Raw genomic sequence first — 16,572 nt, 5'->3', positions numbered from 1 at the left:
GACCTCCGGGCTGGTCAGCGCCAGCTCCCGCCGGTGCAGGGTGGACGCCCCCGGGGTGAAGTGCCCGCCCAGGCTCTCGGCGACCCGGTCCGCCTGCCCGGGGCCGGCACACCACGGCAACAGGCCGATGTGGTGGGCGTGCGGACGGCTGGCGGAGCATTGTCGCCGGCCCGCCCACCGGCGTGGGCGAGGAGCACACGAACGCCGCCAGGTTGCCGGGTGACCGCCGCACCGGGCCCGGCGCCCGGCCCGTCAGACCGTGGGCAGCCTGGCGGCGATCAACTGGTGGGTCAGCAGTTCCGTGGTCACCAGCAACGACCGGGCCCGGAGCGGGTCGGCGGCGACGAGATCGGCGAAGACCTGCTCCGTCGCGTCGCGCGCCGTGACGCCGTCGGCCAGCGCGGCGGCGAACTCCGCCAACCGCGACACGGGTGCCCGGACGTCGGTTTCGGTGGCGAGTTCCCAGAAGCCGTCGGGCAGGTCCCGGCTGCCGTGCCAGTATCCGGCGACGACCTGGTCCCGGGCATCGTGCAGCGCGGCGGCCGTGCCGGTGGGGGACGGCGGGAGGTCCAGCACCGGCGGTGCGGACAGGTCGACCGCGGTGACGGCGGGTCCGTTGCCGGTGCGGGCCCGGTGGGCGTCTTCGTGGAAGGTAACGTCACGGATCCAGTGCAGCCGGTTCTCGATGTGCCATTCCAGGCGGGCCCATTGCTGCAGGTCAGCAGGCTGGGCGTGGGCGGCGGGCAGTGACGCCACCAGATAGACCGTCTCCCGGGTGCGCTTGCCGGCGATCATGCGGGTACGGGTGATCCGGACGGCCTGCTCGGCGTGGGGAAACGCGATGCCGCCGGGGGTCTGGAGGGTCAACGCCTTGACGGTGCGGGTCTCGGCGGCGCGCTCGTCGACCAACCGCGCGACCTCGGCAAGGCCCTTCGGCCCCAGCGCCGGAGCCCACTCGCGCAGCACCACGTCCGGCCAGCCCGGGCCGTCACACACCAGCTTCACCAGCCACGCCGCCAACCCTGCCGGCCGAGGCGGAGCGGCCCGACACGCCCGGGCGTAGACCTCCATCAGGTACGCCAGGTCGTTGCCGAGCACGCCAGAGGAGCTGTCCATGTACATCAGGGCGCTCGTCATCCGATCGACCGCCTTGCCCAGCGCCGGCACCGCGACCGACGCCTCACCCACGTCGATCAACGGACGGTGGGGCCGGGCCCACGTGCGGGCGGGCCCCGGTGCCCCGGCGGCGCGGCGCGTTCCGGCGGCGTGGTCCGCGCGGGCGGGCGGCCCGCGCGGGGCGCAGTCCGGACGGGTCGGGGGCCGGGTCGGGGGCGGGGGTCAGGCCGGTTCGGTGGCGCGGCGCGGCGCGGCGGTCGCCGGGAGCGCGGCGCGCCCGGCCTGCCGGCGGCTCAGCCGCCCGGTCCGGTGCAGCCAGCGCACCGTGTCGGCCAGGGTCTCGTCCAGTGACCGGCTCGCCGGCCCGAGCAGCTCCTCGGTGGGGGTGCCGTCCATCGGGCGGGCCGTGGCGCACAGGTAGATGGCGCCGTGCTCGGCGGGCAGGTGCACGGGCGAGAGCCGCTGCGCCGCGCTGACCAGGTGGCCCATCGGCAGCAGGGCCGGGGCCGGCAACCGGAGGGTGGGCAGGGCCCGCCCGGTGACCCGGCGCAGCGCCTCGACGAACTCCCGGGTCGTGACGTAGCGGCCGGGGGCCGGGAAGCGGCGGGGGCCGCGCCCCGGTTCGAGGACCGCCGCGTGCAGCCGGGCCACGTCCCGCACGTCGCCGACGGGGAAGCCGCCGGTCGGCCACAGCGGCATCAACCCGCGCAGCACGTTGCGTACCCGGGTCGTCTGGTCGCCCAGGTGCGGATCGTCGGGCCCGAGCGAGGCCAGCGGATAGGTGATGACCACCGGCGCCCCGTCGTCCTGGTGGCGGCGCGCCAGGTGCTCGGCGGCGGCCTTGCTGCTCAGGTACGCCTCGCGGGGCGCGCCCACCGGGGAGTCGACGGTCAGCGGCGACCCCGTGGCCGGCAGCAGCGCGCCGAAGGTGGAGACGTGCACGATCGGGTCGAGGCCCGCCGCCCGCGCCGCCCCGAGCACCACCTCGGTGCCGCGGAGGTTGACCGCCCGCATCCGCGGCCGGTCCCGCGAGTCGAAGCTGTACACGCCGGCGGCGTGCAGCGCGGCGGCGCAGCCGTCGGCGGCCCGGGCCACGTCGGCGGGGTCGGTGACGTCGCCGGTGACCAGCTCCACGCGCCCGGCGTCGGCGCCCAGCGCCGCCAGCACGCGCCGGGCGCGGGCCTGGTCGCGCACGAGCAGCCGGACCCGGTGCCCGGCGTCGAGGACGGCCGCCGTCGAGTGGGAGCCGATGAATCCGGTGCCACCGGTTACCAGGACCAGCATCGCGACTCCCGCGGGTGGGGGACTGGGTCGTCGCCCATCATGGGCGGCGCCGCCGGGCCCTCCTTCTCCCAGGGTGCTCAACCGGCGTCGATGGCGTTGCCTGCGCCCCCGGACTCCCAATACTGGCATTGCCGCAGTCGTGGGAGCCGTCGTCGTGACCGTCCGGCGGGGCGGCGCAGAGCAGGAGGCAGATCATGATCGCTCGTCGGGTGGCCTCGTCGGTGGTCCAGCGCCAGGTCAACTACGTCACGCCGGTGCCGCAGGGGTCCGCAGAGGGCCTGGTGGACGCCGTCTACCGGCAGGTCGCGCAGGAGATGCAACTGGTGGTGCCGCCGGCGCAGCTGCACTCCCCGTCGCCGGAGGTGCTGGCGGCGTACTGGATGGTGATGCGGGAGCCGCTGCTGCCGACGGAGAACGTGGACCGGGCGACCAAGGAGGCGGTGGCCGCCGCGGTGTCCGTGGCGAACATCTGCCCGTACTGCGTGGACATGCACAGCGTCGGGCTCTACGAGCTCTCCACGGAGCACGACGCGGAGGCGATCGTGGCCGACCGGCTCACCGAGATCGCCGACCGGCGCATCCGCGTGGCGGCGGAGTGGGGCCGTACGGCACACCAGCCGCAGACCTCGCGGCCGGTCCTGCCGTTTCCGGAGCGGGACCGCCCGGAGCTGGTCGGCGTGGTGGTGGGTTTCCACTACATCGCCCGCGTGGTCAACGTGTTCCTCTCCAACTTCCTGCTCCCGCCGGGGCTGTCGCCGCGGGCGCGCCGGCGCCTGAAGCGGGGCATCGGCTGGGTGCTGCAGGGGACGCTGCGCGACGCCCGGGAGCCGGGCCGCTCGGTGGAGCTGCTGCCGCCGGCGCCGCTGCCGGCGGAGGCCGCCTGGGCGGCGGGCAGCCCGCACGTGGCCGGGGCGATGGCCCGCGCCTACGCGGCGTTCGAGGCGGCCGGCGAGCGGGCGGTCCCGCCGGCGGTCCGGGAGCTGGTCGCGGAACGCCTCGACGCCTGGCGGGGCGAGGAGACCGGCCTGAGTCGACAGTGGTGCGAGCGGCTGATCGCGCCGCTGCCCGAGGCGGAGCGGGCCGCCGGCCGCCTGGCCCTGCTGACCGTGTTCGCCTCCTACCAGGTCGACGAGGAGGTGGTCACGGAGTTCCGCCGCCACCAGCCGGGCGACGCGGCGCTGGTCGACGCGGTGGCCTGGGCCAGCTTCGCGGCGGCCCGCCGGGTCGGCACCTGGTACGCCCCCGCCGGCTCGCACGAGCCGGTCTGACGGATTCCTGACTTGAACTGCGCAACATTGAAGACGTGACGGCGTGTCGGAGCCGACACGCTGGGTGATGGGCGTGGTGTCTCTCGCGCCCGTGACCCTTCCAAGGAGGAAACGTGACCAGCTACCAGGCGACCCTGCCCGGAGCGTCCGGGCGTTGGGCGACACTCAACGGCGCGCACCATCGGGCGGCCCTGAACGCCTTTCTCGTGATCGTGCTGGCGCACTGGGCCGAGCACCTGGTGCAGGCGTACCAGATCTGGGGCCTGGGCTGGTCGCGGCCCGAGGCCCGCGGGGTGCTCGGCATGCCCTTCCCGTGGCTGGTCAGCTCGGAGTGGCTGCACTACGGCTACGCCATCGTGATGCTCGTCGGGCTGTGGATGCTGCGTCCCGGCTTCGTCGGGCGCAGCCGGAGCTGGTGGACCGCCGCCCTGGCGATCCAGTTCTGGCACCACATCGAGCACCTGCTGCTGCTGTTGCAGGCGCAGACCGGCCGGCACCTGTTCGACAGCCCCGTGCCCACCAGCCTGCTCCAGGTCGTGATCCCCCGCGTCGAGCTGCACCTGTTCTACAACACGGTCGTCTTCGTGCCGATGGTGATCGCGATGTACCTGCACCTGCGGCCCTCCCCGGCGGAGGCGGAGCTGATGTCGTGCAGCTGCCGGCAGCCCGAGGTCGCGGCCCAGCCGTCATGACCACCGTGGACGGCACCCGTCCGCCGGCACCGTCCACGTCCGTCGGGGCGGTGCAGCGGGCGGCCATCGCCGTCGCGGTCGGCATCGTGCTGTCGATCGTGGCGCTGCTGGCCTTCGGCACTCCGGCCGAGAGCCGGAGGTTCATGCTGAACCCGGGCGACGGGTCGGTCGTCGGCGTCGCGCCCGCCGAGGTGACGCTCACGCTCGGCGGCGCCGAGTCGGCCGAGAACGTGCACCTGGCCGTCACCGGACCGACCGGGGCGGTCGCCTCGATCGGGAAGGCGGCCGTCCGCGACGGCCGCCTGGCCGTGCGGGTACGCGACGCCGGGCCGGGCGCCTACCGCGTGGCCTACCGGGCCCTGTTGCCCGACGGCCGGCAGGTCGCCGGCCTGGCCGGCTTCACGGTTACCCCCGGCGCCGTCCCGGCCGGGCCCGTCGCCGCGCCGATCGGGGACGAGGCCGCGAACGCCGGCCACGACCACGCCCGGATCGACGGCATCAACGGCGTGCTCCTCCTGCTCGACCTGGGCCTCGTCGCGGTGGCCCTGCTGCTGATGTTCCTCCGTCCGCAGCGGGGAAGGGGGCCCGTCACCGGCCCGTGACCCGCCCACCGGGCGGCCCCGCCCGTGGCGGCGGATGAGCGCACAGCAGAAGACGCGGCCCCGGCCGACGCGGCGTGACGATGAAGTCACCCGCCGGCCGGGGCCGGCGTCGTCGTAACGACAGGGGGATCTGCCATGCCGACGGTACTGGGCTCCATGCGTCGACTGCTGATGGCGCCGACGCTCGCGGAGGTGACCTTCGCGCGTCGGGGCTTCCCCGGCCCCGCCACGGAGGTCACCCGCCGGCTGGAGGCGGTTCCGCAGTCCGTCGTCTGCGGATTCGAGTGGGGCATCGACACCCGCGACCCGTGGGAGCTGGAGCGCCGGCTCGCGCTCGTCGACCGGGAACTGCTCGGCTTCGCCTACGAGGGCGCCACGATGGCCTGCACCATCCTCGACGTGATGGGGCCCCGGCGCGGCACCCGCACCCGGGACCTGCTGCGGGGCCCCGGCGCGCCGCACCTCTTCCTCGCCTACATCGGCATCGGGTTCGCGATGGCCCGCCTGCCGCGACCCCTCTGGCGGCACGTCGTGCCGGACCTCACCGGCTCCCCGTACCACCCGACGATGACCTGGCTGGCCGTGGACGGCTACGGGTTCGACCGCGCCTACTTCGACCTCGACCGGTGGGTGACCCGGCAGGAGCGGCTGGCGGCGTACCCGTGGCAGGGCCACGGGGACTACTTCCTCCGGGCCACGGACCAGGGCCTCGGCCGCGCGCTGTGGTTCATCCACGGCGCCCGCACCGCCGACGTGGCCGGGGCCGTGCGGGCCTTCGCCGCCGACCGGCACGGCGACCTGTGGAGCGGGGTGGGGCTCGCCGCCACCTTCGCCGGCGGCGCCGACGCCGAGGCGCTCACCGCGCTGCGCGCCGACGCCGGCCCGTGCGCGCCGGACCTGGCCCAGGGAGCGGTCTTCGCCGCCAAGGCCCGCAGCCACGCCGGGCACGTGCCGGCGCACAGCGAGGCGGCGATGCACGCGCTCGGCGGTCGGTCCGTGGCCGCCGCCGCGGCGCTCGCCGACGACGTGGCGGTCCGCGCGGAGCCGGCCGGGCCGCTGCCCGCGTACGAGGTGTGGCGGCGCAACGTCCGCGCGCACTTCGAGCCGGCCGGCGTCAACCACGGCCGCTGAGAACCGCCCGCGTCGCCCCCGGACGGTCGCCGTGCCGTCGCGTGCCGGCGGTGCACGTGAATGTTCCGCCTAGTTGCGACGAGTGCGCAAGGTTGAAGAAATCAATCCTTCCCGCGCTTGCCATCATCGAATTGGATGTCCATCCCCGGTAAACGGAAACACCGACCCTTTGGGGGAACGTGCCATGCAGAGCCTGCGTGATCTGCGGCGCAGAATCCTGACGCCAAATATCTCCGAGACGAAAATGGACGTGCGCGGATTCCACGTGAAGAACGAGGAATCGAAGGCGCTGCTCGAAACCGTCGGCGCCTCATTCCTCGCCGGTTACGGATACGCCGCCGAGGCGCCGACGACCGAGGCGGCCGAACGCCGCCTGGAAACGGTGCCGACGCGTTTTCGTGGTTTCGCGTACGAGGGCGCCGCGATGGGCTTCGCCGTCCGGGACGCGCTGCGGCCGGGCCGCCCCCGGCACGTGGCGGGCCTGCTCGCCGGCCGGGGCGACGCGCACGTCTACATGGCGTACGTCGGCGTGGGCTGGGCGATGGCCCGGCTGCCCCGGATCCGCTGGGGCCAGCTGTACGCCCCGGACCCGCTGCTGCGGTGGCTGGTCCTCGACGGCTACGGCTTCCACCAGGCGTACTTCCACACCGACCGGTACGTGTACGGGCAGTACCGCCACCCGCGGTTCCCGTGGCCGGCCGAGGGCCCGCGCGAGTACGCCGACCGGGTCATCGACCAGGGCATCGGGCGGGCCACCTGGTTCGTGGGCGGCACCGACGTGGACCGGGTGACGGAGATCTTCGCCGCGTTCCCCGCGCACCGGCGGGCCGACCTGTACGCCGGGGCGGGCCTCGCCGCCACGTACGCCGGGGGAGCCACCGAGGCGGACCTGCACCGGTTCCGCGACCGGGCCGGCGACTACCGGGTGGACCTCGCCCAGGGCAGCGCCTTCGCGGCCGGGGCCCGGGTACGCGCCGGCCTGGTCGTCCCGCACAACGAGGTCGCCACGCAGGTGTTCTGCGGCATGTCCACCGCCGAGGCGTCGAAGGTGACCGACGTGACCCTGCCCAGCGGGCAGGACGGCGGCACGCCCGCCTACGAGCGGTGGCGCCAGGCCATCGCCGCCGAGTTCGAGGGGCGGTGCTGACCGTGGCGCCCCACCCCGCGGCCCGTTCCGCGCCCCGGCGGTCCACCACCGCACGCAACGAAGGAGAGACCTCGTGACAAGGATCGCTGTCGTGGGGATGGCGTGCCGCTACCCGGACGCCACGTCGCCCCGTGAACTGTGGGAGAACGCCCTCGCCGGGCGGCGGGCCTTCCGCCGGCTGCCCGAGGTGCGGATGAGTCTTGACGACTACTGGGATCCGGACCCGGCCACGCCCGACCGCTTCTACGCCCGCAACGCGGCGGTCATCGAGGGCTACGAGTTCGACCGCATCGCCTACAAGATCGCCGGGAGCACCTACCGCTCGACCGACCTCACCCACTGGCTCGCCCTCGACATGGCGGCCATGGCGCTGGCCGACGCCGGGTTCCCGATGGGGGAGGGCCTGCCCCGCGAGCGGACCGGCGTGGTCGTCGGCAACACGCTGACCGGCGAGTTCTCCCGGGCCAACCAGCTGCGGCTGCGCTGGCCCTACGTGCGCCGCATGGTCGCCGCCGCGCTCAAGGAGCAGGACTGGGACGACGACCAGCTCACCACGTTCCTCGACGACTTCGAGGCGACCTTCAAGGGCCCGTTCCCGGAGGTCGACGAGGACACCCTCGCGGGCGGCCTGTCGAACACCATCGCCGGGCGCATCTGCAACCACTTCGACTTCAAGGGCGGCGGCTACACCGTCGACGGCGCCTGCTCCTCGTCGCTGCTCTCCGTCGCCACCGCGTGCAAGACCCTCTCCGACGGCGAGGTCGACGTGGCGGTCGCCGGCGGGGTCGACCTCTCCATCGACCCCTTCGAGATCATCGGCTTCGCCAAGACCGGCGCGCTGGCGCGCGGCGAGATGCGGGTCTACGACCGCGGCTCGAACGGCTTCTGGCCCGGCGAGGGCTGCGGCATGGTGGTCCTGATGCGCGAGGCCGAGGCCCGCCAGGCGGGGCACCGCATCTACGCCACCATCGCGGGCTGGGGCATCTCCTCCGACGGCAAGGGCGGCATCACCCGGCCCGAGGTCGCCGGCTACCAGCTCGCCCTGCGCCGGGCGTACGACCGGGCCGGGTTCGGCATCGAGACCGTCGGGCTCTTCGAGGGCCACGGCACCGGCACGCAGGTGGGTGACGCCACCGAACTCCAGGCCCTGTCCCTGGCCCGGCGCACCGCCGACGAGAACGCCTCCCAGGCCGCGATCAGCTCGATCAAGGGCATGATCGGGCACACCAAGGCGGCGGCCGGCATCGCCGGCCTGATCAAGGCCGCGATGGCGGTCCACCACGAGGTGCTGCCGCCCACCATCGGCTGCGTCGACCCGCACGAGATCCTCACCGCCGAGCAGTCCGCGCTGCGGGCCCTGCGCAAGGCCGAGGCGTGGCCGCGCGACGTGCCGGTGCGCGCCGGCATCACGGCGATGGGCTTCGGCGGCATCAACACCCACATCGTGCTGGAGAACGGGCAGCCGCGTCGCTCGGCCCGGCTCGACAGCCGCTTCCGCAACCTCGCCGCCTCGATGCAGGACGTGGAGCTGCTGCTCGTCGACGGGGGCAGCCCGCAGGAGTTGCGCGAGCGGTTGCAGCGTCTCGTCGAGTTCGTGCCCACGGTGTCGTACGCCCAGCTGGGCGACCTCGCCGCCACCCTGCACCGGGAACTGCGCGACCTGCCGTACCGGGCGGGCGTGGTGGTCTCCTCGCCGGAGGACGGCGAGCGGCAGCTGCGCCGGGTCTGCGACGCCCTCGACGCCGGCGAGGTACGCCTGTTCTCCTCCGACGGCCGCTGCTTCCTGGGCCACGTGAGCGGCCCGGGCCGCATCGGCTTCCTCTTCCCCGGGCAGGGGTCCGGCAAGGGCACCTCGGGTGGCGCGCTGCGCCGCCGCTTCGCCGACGTGGAGGAGGTGTACCAGCGGGCGGCGCTGCCGAGCAGCGGCGACATGGTCGCCACCGCGGTGGCCCAGCCGCGGATCGTCACCGGCTCGCTCGCCGGCCTGCGGGCGCTGTCGCTGCTCAACCTCGACGCGACGGTCGCCGTCGGGCACAGCCTCGGCGAGATCGCCGCCCTGCACTGGGCCGGCGTGCTCGACGAGGAGGCCCTGCTCCGGGTCGCCGGCGTGCGCGGCCGGACGATGGGGGAGCACAGCGCCTCCGGCACGATGGCCAACATCGGCGCCCCGCCCGAGCGGGTGGCCGGGCTGATCGCCGGCCTGTCCGTGGTGATCGCCGCGTACAACGGGCCGGAGCAGACCGTGATCGCCGGCTCGGAGGCCGCGGTGGAGGACGCCTGCGAGCGGGCCCGCTCCGCCGGCCTGCGGACCATGCGGCTGTCCGTGTCGCACGCGTTCCACTCCCCGCTGGTCGAGCCGGCCGCGGACGCCTTCCTCGACGCGCTGGCGGGGGAGCGGTTCGGATCCGTCACCCGGCGGATCGTCTCCACCGTCACCGGCGAACCGCTCGCCCACGACACTGACGTCTCCGCCCTCCTGCACCGCCAGATCACCGACCCGGTGCTGTTCAGCCAGGCCGTGGCCCTCGCCGCCAAGGAGGTCGACCTCTTCGTCGAGGTGGGCCCGGGGCAGGTGCTCTCCGGCCTCGCGGCGGCCAGCACCGACCTGCCGGCGGTGGCGCTCAACACCGACGACGAGTCGCTGGCGGGCCTGCTGCGGGTCGCGGCGGCCGCGTACGTCGTCGGCGCCGGCGGCGTGGAGGGCACCCTCTTCCACGACCGGCTGGTCCGGCCGCTCGAGGTGGGCCAGAACTTCCGCTTCTTCGCCAGCCCCTGCGAGTCCGCCCCGGTGGTGAGCCTGCCGCCTGGCACCGGCGTCCGGACGGCCGGTCCGTCCCGGGTGGACGAGGCCTCGCCGGCACCGGAGCAGCCGGCCGGCGAGTCGAGCCTGCAACTGCTGCGCCGGCTGGCCGCCGAGCGGGCCGAGCTGCCGCTGGAGATGGTGCACGACGGCAGCCAGCTCCTCGACGACCTCCACCTCAGCTCGATCACCGTCGGCCAGCTGGTCAACCAGGCCGCCCAGCAGCTCGGCGTGCCGGCCGCGCAGACCCCCACCAACTTCGCGACGGCCACCGTCGGGCAGCTCGCCGAGGCCCTGGAGCAGCTCGCCCGGACCGGTCGGGACACCGACGCAGCCGGCCCGAGCATCGTGCACGGCGTCGCCGACTGGTGCCGGGCCTGGTCGGTGGACCTCGACGAGGCGCCGGCCCCGGTCGCCGCCCGGGCCGAGGCCGACGGAGCCTGGCAGCTGTTCGCCCCCGCCGGCCACCCGCTCGCCGAGCCGCTGCGCGCGGCCCTGCAGACCGCCGGCCTCGGCGCGGGCGTGCTGGTGTGCCTACCGGAACCGTGTGCGGAGGCCGATCTCGAACTGGCCCTGCGCGGCGCGCAGGCGGCGACCGCCGCCCCCGGCACCCGCTTCGTCCTCGTCCAGCAGGGACCGGGCGCGGCCGGGCTGGCCAAGACGCTACGGCTGGAGGCGCCGCAGCTGCGCACCACCATCGTGCACACCCCGCCGGTGCCGGAGGCCGTGGCCCGGGTGACGGCGGAGGTCGCCGCCACCGACGGGTTCGCCGAGGTCCGCTACGACGCCGCCGGGCGGCGCCGGGTGCCGACCCTGCGCGGGCTGCCGGTGCGGCCCGCCGAGACGCGGCAGCCGCTGGGCGCCGAGGACCTGCTGCTGGTCACCGGCGGCGGCAAGGGCATCACCGCGGAGTGCGCCCTGGCGATGGCCGTCGACAGCGGCGCCGGCCTCGCCGTGCTGGGCCGCTCCGATCCCGCCCAGGACGACGAGCTGGCCGCGAACCTCAAGCGGATGGCGGACGCCGGCGTACGGGTGCGCTACGCCCGGGCCGACGTCTCCGACCCGGAGCAGGTGCGCCAGGCCGTCGACGGGCTCGTCGCCGAGCTGGGACCGGTCACGGCGGTGCTGCACGGCGCGGGCCGCAACGAGCCGGCGGCGTTGACCGGACTCACCATGGACGCGTTCCGCCGCACGTTCGCGCCGAAGGTCGACGGCCTGCGCGCCGTGCTCGACGCGGTCGACGCCGACCGGCTGCGCCTGCTGGTGACGTTCGGCAGCATCATCGGCCGGGCGGGCCTGCGCGGCGAGGCGCACTACGCCACGGCCAACGACTGGCTGGCCGAGCTGACCGTCGACTTCGGCCGGCGCCACCCGAACTGCCGCAGCCTCTGCCTGGAGTGGTCGGTCTGGTCCGGCGTCGGCATGGGTGAGCGGCTGTCCGTGGTCGAGGCGCTGACCCGCGACGGCATCACCCCGGTCACCCCCGACCAGGGCGTGCAGATGCTCCGGCGCCTGCTCGCCGACCCGCACGCACCGTCGGTGGTGGTGGTCAGCGGGCGTACGGAGGGCATCGACACGGTCCGGATGGACAGTCCGGAGCTGCCGCTGCTGCGGTTCGTGGACCGCCCGCTCGTGCGCTACCACGGCGTCGAGCTGGTCGCCGAGGCCGAGCTCAAGCCGGTCACCGACCTCTACCTGGACCACCACCGGCTGGACGGCAACCTGCTGTTCCCGGCGGTGTTCGGCATGGAGGCGATGGCCCAGGTCGCCGCCGCGGTGACCGGACGGACCGACACACCGGTGGTCGAGCGGGCCGAGTTCCTGCGGCCCATCGTGGTGCCGCCGGAGGGCAGCACCACCATCCGGATCGCCACCCTCGTGGTCGACGACGACGTCGTGGACGCGGTCATCTACAGCGCGGAGACGGAGTTCAGCGCGGCGCACTTCCGGGCGCGGCTGCACTTCACCGGCACGCGACCGCCGGCGGGCCCGCCCGAGCAGGTGCCCGCCGGGCTGCCGACGGTGCCGCTGGAGCCCGCCACCGACCTGTACGGCGACATCCTGTTCCAGGGTGGACGGTTCCAGCGGCTGCGCCGCTACCACCGGTCGGCCGCCCGGCACGTCGACGCCGACGTCGTCACGGCTCCGCAGACACGCTGGTTCGCCGACTACCTGCCGGACGCCCTGCTCCTCGGCGACCCCGGCGTGCGGGACGCCCTCATGCACGGCAACCAGGTCTGCGTTCCCGACGCGACGCTGCTGCCGGCCGGGATCGAGCGGCTGCACCCGGCGGGGACCCGCCTGACCGGGGCGGAGGAGCTCCGCTACTGCGCCGAGGAGCGCAGCCGCGACGGTGACACCTACGTCTACGACATCGCGCTGCGCTCCGCCGACGGTGCGGTCGTGGAGCGGTGGGAGGGCCTGCGGCTGCGGGCGGTACGCAAGAAGGACGGCCGTGGCCCGTGGGTGGCGCCGTTGCTCGGCTCGTACCTGGAGCGGGCGGTCGGCGACCTGGTCGGCGGCGACGTCGCCGTCGCGGTGGAGCCGACCTCGACGGAGCAGGGCGGGCGCGGCGAGCCGTCCGGGCAGGGCACGCCGGACGAGACCCGTCGGCGGCGGGCCCGGACCGCGGTGGCCGCCGGCCGGGCCACGGGCGGGCCGGTCGAGGTCGCGTACCGGCCGGACGGCCGCCCCGAGCTGGCCGACGGGCGGTCCCTCTCCGCCGCGCACGCCGAGGACCTGACGCTGTGCGTGGTCGGGACCGGGCCGCTGGCCTGCGACGTCGAGGCGGTACGCGCCCGGGAGGAGTCGGTCTGGCAGGGCCTGCTCGGCGCGCACGTCGACCTCGCCCGGCTCTGCGCCACCGACGGCGGGGAGTCCCTGGACGCGGCGGCCACGCGGGTGTGGGCGGCGATCGAGTGCCTGCGCAAGGCGGGGCTCTCGCACCGGGCGCCGCTGGCCGCGGTGCCCTCGGAGCGGGCCGGCTGGCTGGTCTTCGCCTCCGGCGACCTGCGGATCGCCACGCTCGTCACGACCGTGCGGGACCTGCCCCAGCCGATGGCGTTCGCGATCCTCACGGAAGGACGGCCCTAGGCGATGGACAAGTACTTCGAGTACCTGCACACGGTGGGCTTCGAGGAGACCAACCTCGTCGGCAACGTGTACTACGTCAACTATCTGCGCTGGCAGGGGCGCTGCCGGGAGATGTTCCTGAAGGAACGGGCACCGGACGTGCTGGCGGACGTACGCGACGACCTGAAGCTGTTCACCCTCCGGGTCGACTGCGAGTTCTTCGCCGAGATCACCGCGTTCGACGAGCTGTCCATCCGGATGCGCCTGGTGGAGCTGGCGCAGACCCAGCTGGAGTTCAGCTTCGACTACGTCAAGCTCGACCGGGACGGCGGCGAGACGCTGGTGGCCCGGGGCCGGCAGCGCATCGCCTGCATGCGCGGCCCGAACACCCGCACCGCGCCGGCGAGGGTGCCGGAGGCACTGGTGACGGCGCTCGCGCCGTACACCTCGGCGCGGCGCACCTGACGGCGCGAGGAGGAGACGTCGTGGACGTACAGCGAACACTCACCGTCGGGACGCCCGACGTGACGGCACTGCGGCGGGCGTACGGCGCGTTCGCGACCGGCGTCACGGTGGTGACCGTCGGCGGTGCCACCCCGCACGGGATGACCGCCAACTCGTTCACCTCGGTGTCGCTCGACCCGCCGTTGGTGCTGGTGTGCGTCGACCGGAACGCGGTGATGCACGCCTGTCTCTCCGAGACCCGGGAGTTCGGGGTCTCGGTGCTGACCGACGATCAGGAGAAGGTGGCCCGGTACTTCGCCGACGGGCGGCGACCGCTCGGCGGCGAGCAGTTCGACCAGGTGGACTGGCGGCCCGGCGCGACGACGGGAGCGCCGCTGATCAGCGGCGCCCTCGCCCACTTCGAGTGCGAGGTGTGGCGTTCCTACGACGGCGGTGACCACACCATCTTCCTCGGCCGGCTGCTCTCCCTGGAGCGCCGGTCGGACGGGGAGGCCCTGCTCTTCCTCTCCGGACGGTTCCGTCAGGTCGAGCGCGAGCGGAGTGAGGCGGCATGACGACGATCGAGGGAGCGGCCCGGCGCACGCCGCCGGGCCCGCCCCGCTCCGCCGGCCTGCAGATGCTGGTCCTGATGGGCCGGGACCGGCTGCGCATGATGACCCTGGCCGCGGAGCGGTACGGCGACGCCGCCCGGCTTCCGGTCGGCCCCAAGCAGCTCTACTTCTTCAACCACCCCGACCACGCCAAGCACGTGCTGTCCGACAACAGCGCCAACTACCAGAAGGGCATCGGCCTGGTGCACGCCCGCCGGGCGCTCGGTGACGGCCTGCTCACCAGCGAGGGTGAGCTGTGGCGCAAGCAGCGCAAGGTGATCCAGCCGGCGTTCCAGAAGGGACGGCTCGCCCAGTACGCGGGGGTGATCGGCGAGGAGGCCGCGCTGCTGGTCGAGCGGCTGGCGGCGCGGGCCGGCGGCCCTCCGGTGGACGTGCTGGAGGAGATGACCACGCTCACCCTCGGGGTGCTCGGGCGGACCCTGCTCGACGCCGAGCTGAGCGGCTTCCACGGCGTCGGCGGGTCGTTCGCCGCCGTGCAGGACCAGGCGATGTTCGAGCTGGAGACGCTCAGCGCGGTGCCGCCGTGGATCCCGCTGCCCCGGCAGTTGCGCTTCCGGCGCGCCCGCCGCCACCTCCAGCAGGTCGTCGACGAACTCGTCGCCGGCCGGGGCCGGGACGTGGACGGTCGCGACGACGTGCTCTCCCGCCTGATCATCTCGACCCGGCTGGAGAAGGACCCGCGGGTGGCCCGGCAGCGGCTGCGCGACGAGCTGGTCACGCTGCTGCTGGCCGGGCACGAGACGACCGCCAGCACGCTGGGCTGGAGCCTGCACCTGCTCGACCGGCATCCGGAGATCCGGCAGCGGGTCCGCGAGGAGGCCGTGACGGTGCTGGGCGACCGGCTGCCCGGGTACGAGGACCTGCACCGGCTGCGCTTCACGGCGATGGTGGTGGAGGAGGCCATCCGGCTCTATCCGCCGGTCTGGCTCCTGCCCCGCAAGGCCCAGCAGGCCGACGAGATCGGCGGGTACCACGTGCCGGCGGGGGCGGACATCCTCATCTCCCCGTACACCCTGCACCGGCATCCCCGGTTCTGGGACGAGCCGGACCGGTTCGACCCGGACCGCTTCGACCCGTCGCGCAGCACGGAGCGCCCCCGGTACGCGTACATCCCGTTCGGCGCCGGCCCACGGTTCTGCGTGGGCAACAACCTGGGCATGATGGAGGCCACCCTCGTCCTGGCCATGCTGCTGCGCGACGTGCGCCTGGCGGGGGTGCCGGGCCGTCCGGTGGTGCCCGAGCCGATGCTGTCGCTGCGGGTGCGCGGCGGGCTGCCGATGACGGTGCACAAGGTCGACTGATCCCCGCGCAGCGGTCCCGCGGGCGCCACGGCGGGCGCGGGGCCCCGGCGTGTGCCCCCGGGCGGGCGCCCCCCCCCCCCGCCGGATCACCTCTCCACCCGGACGGCGACGTGGTTGTCCCCGGGGGTCAGGTCCGGCCAGTAGCGGTGGTCGGCGCCGTAGTGGACCAGCCAGACCGACAGGCCCGTCTCAAGGCTCTCCGGCCCGAGGCGGAAGCGGAAGGTCCAGCTCCGGCGCTCCCCGGCCGGCACCCCCTCGGTCAGGCACGACGGCCACTCCGGCTGCACGCGGGCCGGCTCACACCGGTCCCAGTCGCCGCCGGCGGGCGTGCCGAAGGCCTCCAGGTGCCGGAAGGCGACGCGGTCCGCGTCGAGGGACCCCCGGTTGGTCACGGTCACCGTCAGCGTGCCCTGGAACCGGCCATGCTCGTCCGCCGGTCCGAGGACGAACGGCCCGGCGGAGATCGCGAGGTCGGTGAGGCGGGAGTCCCGGCCGAAGGTGGTCGGGCCGCCGGTCTGGGCGAACCGTTCGCCGTTCCAGCCGTACGTCCGCCACTGCTGGCGCGCCCAGTACGCCGGAATGCTGCAACAGGGCTGGATGTCGGCGACCTGGACGCGGACCTTCCCGTCGGCCACGGCGACGGCGCGGACGTCCTCGAAGCCGCCGTCACCCTCCTCGTGCGTCCGGGCCACCCGCCCCAGCGTGACGATCCGCCCGGCGGCGTCCCGGTCGAAGGCGACCACCTGCTTCGCCGACGCCTCGCCGATGCGGCAGCCGACCAGGGCCAGCGTCTCGGTGGCGCCGTCGGCGTCGACGTCGCCGTGCGTGACGCTGATCAGGTACGGCCGGTCCACCTCCGGCGTGGTGGCCGGCAGCAGGGCGACCCGCGTGGTGTCGGCGCAGTTGCGGCCGGCCCAGGCCGGCAGGTCGGGTCGGGCGGCGCGCAGCTGGCGCTCGGTGATCCGGCCGTCCGGCGCGGCCGGTGACGACGGCGACGACGACGGCGACCGCGACACGTCGGGTGAGGGTCGGGGCGACGGGGACCACGTCGGGTCGGCCGTCGGCGTCGCGGCCCGGGGGGGC

The 16,572-nt window shown here is 74.7% G+C and carries 12 protein-coding genes; 9 read left to right on the top strand and 3 right to left on the bottom strand.

What is annotated here, in order from left to right; genetic code table 11:
* Positions 1-252 precede the first annotated feature (252 nt).
* Together AB0B83_RS28255 and AB0B83_RS28250 are read right to left on the bottom strand one after the other, a co-directional pair.
* The gene (locus AB0B83_RS28255; RefSeq protein ID WP_357580707.1) at positions 253-1,188 is read right to left on the bottom strand and encodes a hypothetical protein; all 936 of its coding nucleotides are present in this window, start codon (positions 1,186-1,188) and stop codon (positions 253-255) included.
* Positions 1,189-1,338: 150 nt separating this feature from the next.
* Entirely contained in the window at positions 1,339-2,400 is a 1,062-nt protein-coding gene (locus AB0B83_RS28250) for an SDR family NAD(P)-dependent oxidoreductase (protein WP_357580706.1), read from the bottom strand.
* Between the two features lie 194 nt (positions 2,401-2,594).
* Between AB0B83_RS28250 and AB0B83_RS28245 the strand changes: the two genes are divergently transcribed.
* From AB0B83_RS28245 to AB0B83_RS28205, 9 genes are all read left to right on the top strand, one after another.
* On the top strand, positions 2,595-3,668 hold the full coding sequence (locus AB0B83_RS28245; protein WP_357580705.1) for a carboxymuconolactone decarboxylase family protein: 1,074 nt from the start codon (positions 2,595-2,597) through the stop codon (positions 3,666-3,668).
* A 113-nt stretch (positions 3,669-3,781) separates the two neighbouring features.
* The gene (locus AB0B83_RS28240; protein WP_225852009.1) at positions 3,782-4,360 is read left to right on the top strand and encodes a hypothetical protein; all 579 of its coding nucleotides are present in this window, start codon (positions 3,782-3,784) and stop codon (positions 4,358-4,360) included.
* The gene (locus AB0B83_RS28235; RefSeq protein WP_357580704.1) at positions 4,357-4,962 is read left to right on the top strand and encodes a copper resistance protein CopC; all 606 of its coding nucleotides are present in this window, start codon (positions 4,357-4,359) and stop codon (positions 4,960-4,962) included. The genes AB0B83_RS28240 and AB0B83_RS28235 overlap by 4 nt, the downstream gene beginning before the upstream one ends.
* 135 nt (positions 4,963-5,097) lie before the next feature.
* Positions 5,098-6,093: a DUF1702 family protein gene (locus AB0B83_RS28230; RefSeq protein ID WP_357580703.1), complete on the top strand. Its 996-nt coding sequence runs from the start codon at positions 5,098-5,100 to the stop codon at positions 6,091-6,093.
* A 184-nt stretch (positions 6,094-6,277) separates the two neighbouring features.
* Positions 6,278-7,240 carry a DUF1702 family protein gene (locus tag AB0B83_RS28225; protein ID WP_151453272.1) on the top strand — a complete coding sequence of 321 codons (963 nt, stop codon included), beginning with the start codon at positions 6,278-6,280 and terminating at the stop codon, positions 7,238-7,240.
* Positions 7,241-7,313: 73 nt separating this feature from the next.
* Positions 7,314-13,133 carry a type I polyketide synthase gene (locus AB0B83_RS28220; RefSeq protein WP_357580702.1) on the top strand — a complete coding sequence of 1,940 codons (5,820 nt, stop codon included), beginning with the start codon at positions 7,314-7,316 and terminating at the stop codon, positions 13,131-13,133.
* Between the two features lie 3 nt (positions 13,134-13,136).
* Positions 13,137-13,577 (top strand): acyl-CoA thioesterase, encoded by a 441-nt coding sequence (locus tag AB0B83_RS28215; RefSeq protein ID WP_132238187.1) that lies wholly within the window; start codon positions 13,137-13,139, stop codon positions 13,575-13,577.
* 59 nt (positions 13,578-13,636) lie between these two features.
* Positions 13,637-14,131 (top strand): flavin reductase family protein, encoded by a 495-nt coding sequence (locus AB0B83_RS28210; RefSeq protein ID WP_225852010.1) that lies wholly within the window; start codon positions 13,637-13,639, stop codon positions 14,129-14,131.
* On the top strand, positions 14,128-15,489 hold the full coding sequence (locus tag AB0B83_RS28205; RefSeq protein ID WP_357580701.1) for a cytochrome P450: 1,362 nt from the start codon (positions 14,128-14,130) through the stop codon (positions 15,487-15,489). The genes AB0B83_RS28210 and AB0B83_RS28205 overlap by 4 nt, the downstream gene beginning before the upstream one ends.
* A gap of 86 nt (positions 15,490-15,575) precedes the next feature.
* On the opposite strand, the gene AB0B83_RS28200 is transcribed toward AB0B83_RS28205, so the two are convergent.
* Positions 15,576-16,572 (bottom strand): hypothetical protein (locus AB0B83_RS28200; RefSeq protein ID WP_357580700.1); only part of this gene is annotated, 997 nt, incomplete at its 5' end.

Source organism: Micromonospora sp. NPDC049060, assembly GCF_040649055.1.
GTDB lineage: Bacteria > Actinomycetota > Actinomycetes > Mycobacteriales > Micromonosporaceae > Micromonospora > Micromonospora reichwaldensis.
Note: the sequence above shows the minus strand (reverse complement) of the source record. Positions and strands in the feature narration are given on the sequence as shown.

What these genes read in the sequence shown, in the direction of transcription:
- AB0B83_RS28205 (WP_357580701.1), top strand. Translation starts at nt 14,128, where the DNA reads ATGACGACGATCGAGGGAGCGGCCCGGCGCACGCCGCCGGGCCCGCCC.
- AB0B83_RS28215 (WP_132238187.1), top strand. Translation starts at nt 13,137, where the DNA reads ATGGACAAGTACTTCGAGTACCTGCACACGGTGGGCTTCGAGGAGACC.
- AB0B83_RS28230 (WP_357580703.1), top strand. Translation starts at nt 5,098, where the DNA reads ATGCCGACGGTACTGGGCTCCATGCGTCGACTGCTGATGGCGCCGACG.
- AB0B83_RS28235 (WP_357580704.1), top strand. Translation starts at nt 4,357, where the DNA reads ATGACCACCGTGGACGGCACCCGTCCGCCGGCACCGTCCACGTCCGTC.
- AB0B83_RS28225 (WP_151453272.1), top strand. Translation starts at nt 6,278, where the DNA reads ATGCAGAGCCTGCGTGATCTGCGGCGCAGAATCCTGACGCCAAATATC.
- AB0B83_RS28250 (WP_357580706.1), bottom strand. Translation starts at nt 2,400, where the DNA reads ATGCTGGTCCTGGTAACCGGTGGCACCGGATTCATCGGCTCCCACTCG.
- AB0B83_RS28245 (WP_357580705.1), top strand. Translation starts at nt 2,595, where the DNA reads ATGATCGCTCGTCGGGTGGCCTCGTCGGTGGTCCAGCGCCAGGTCAAC.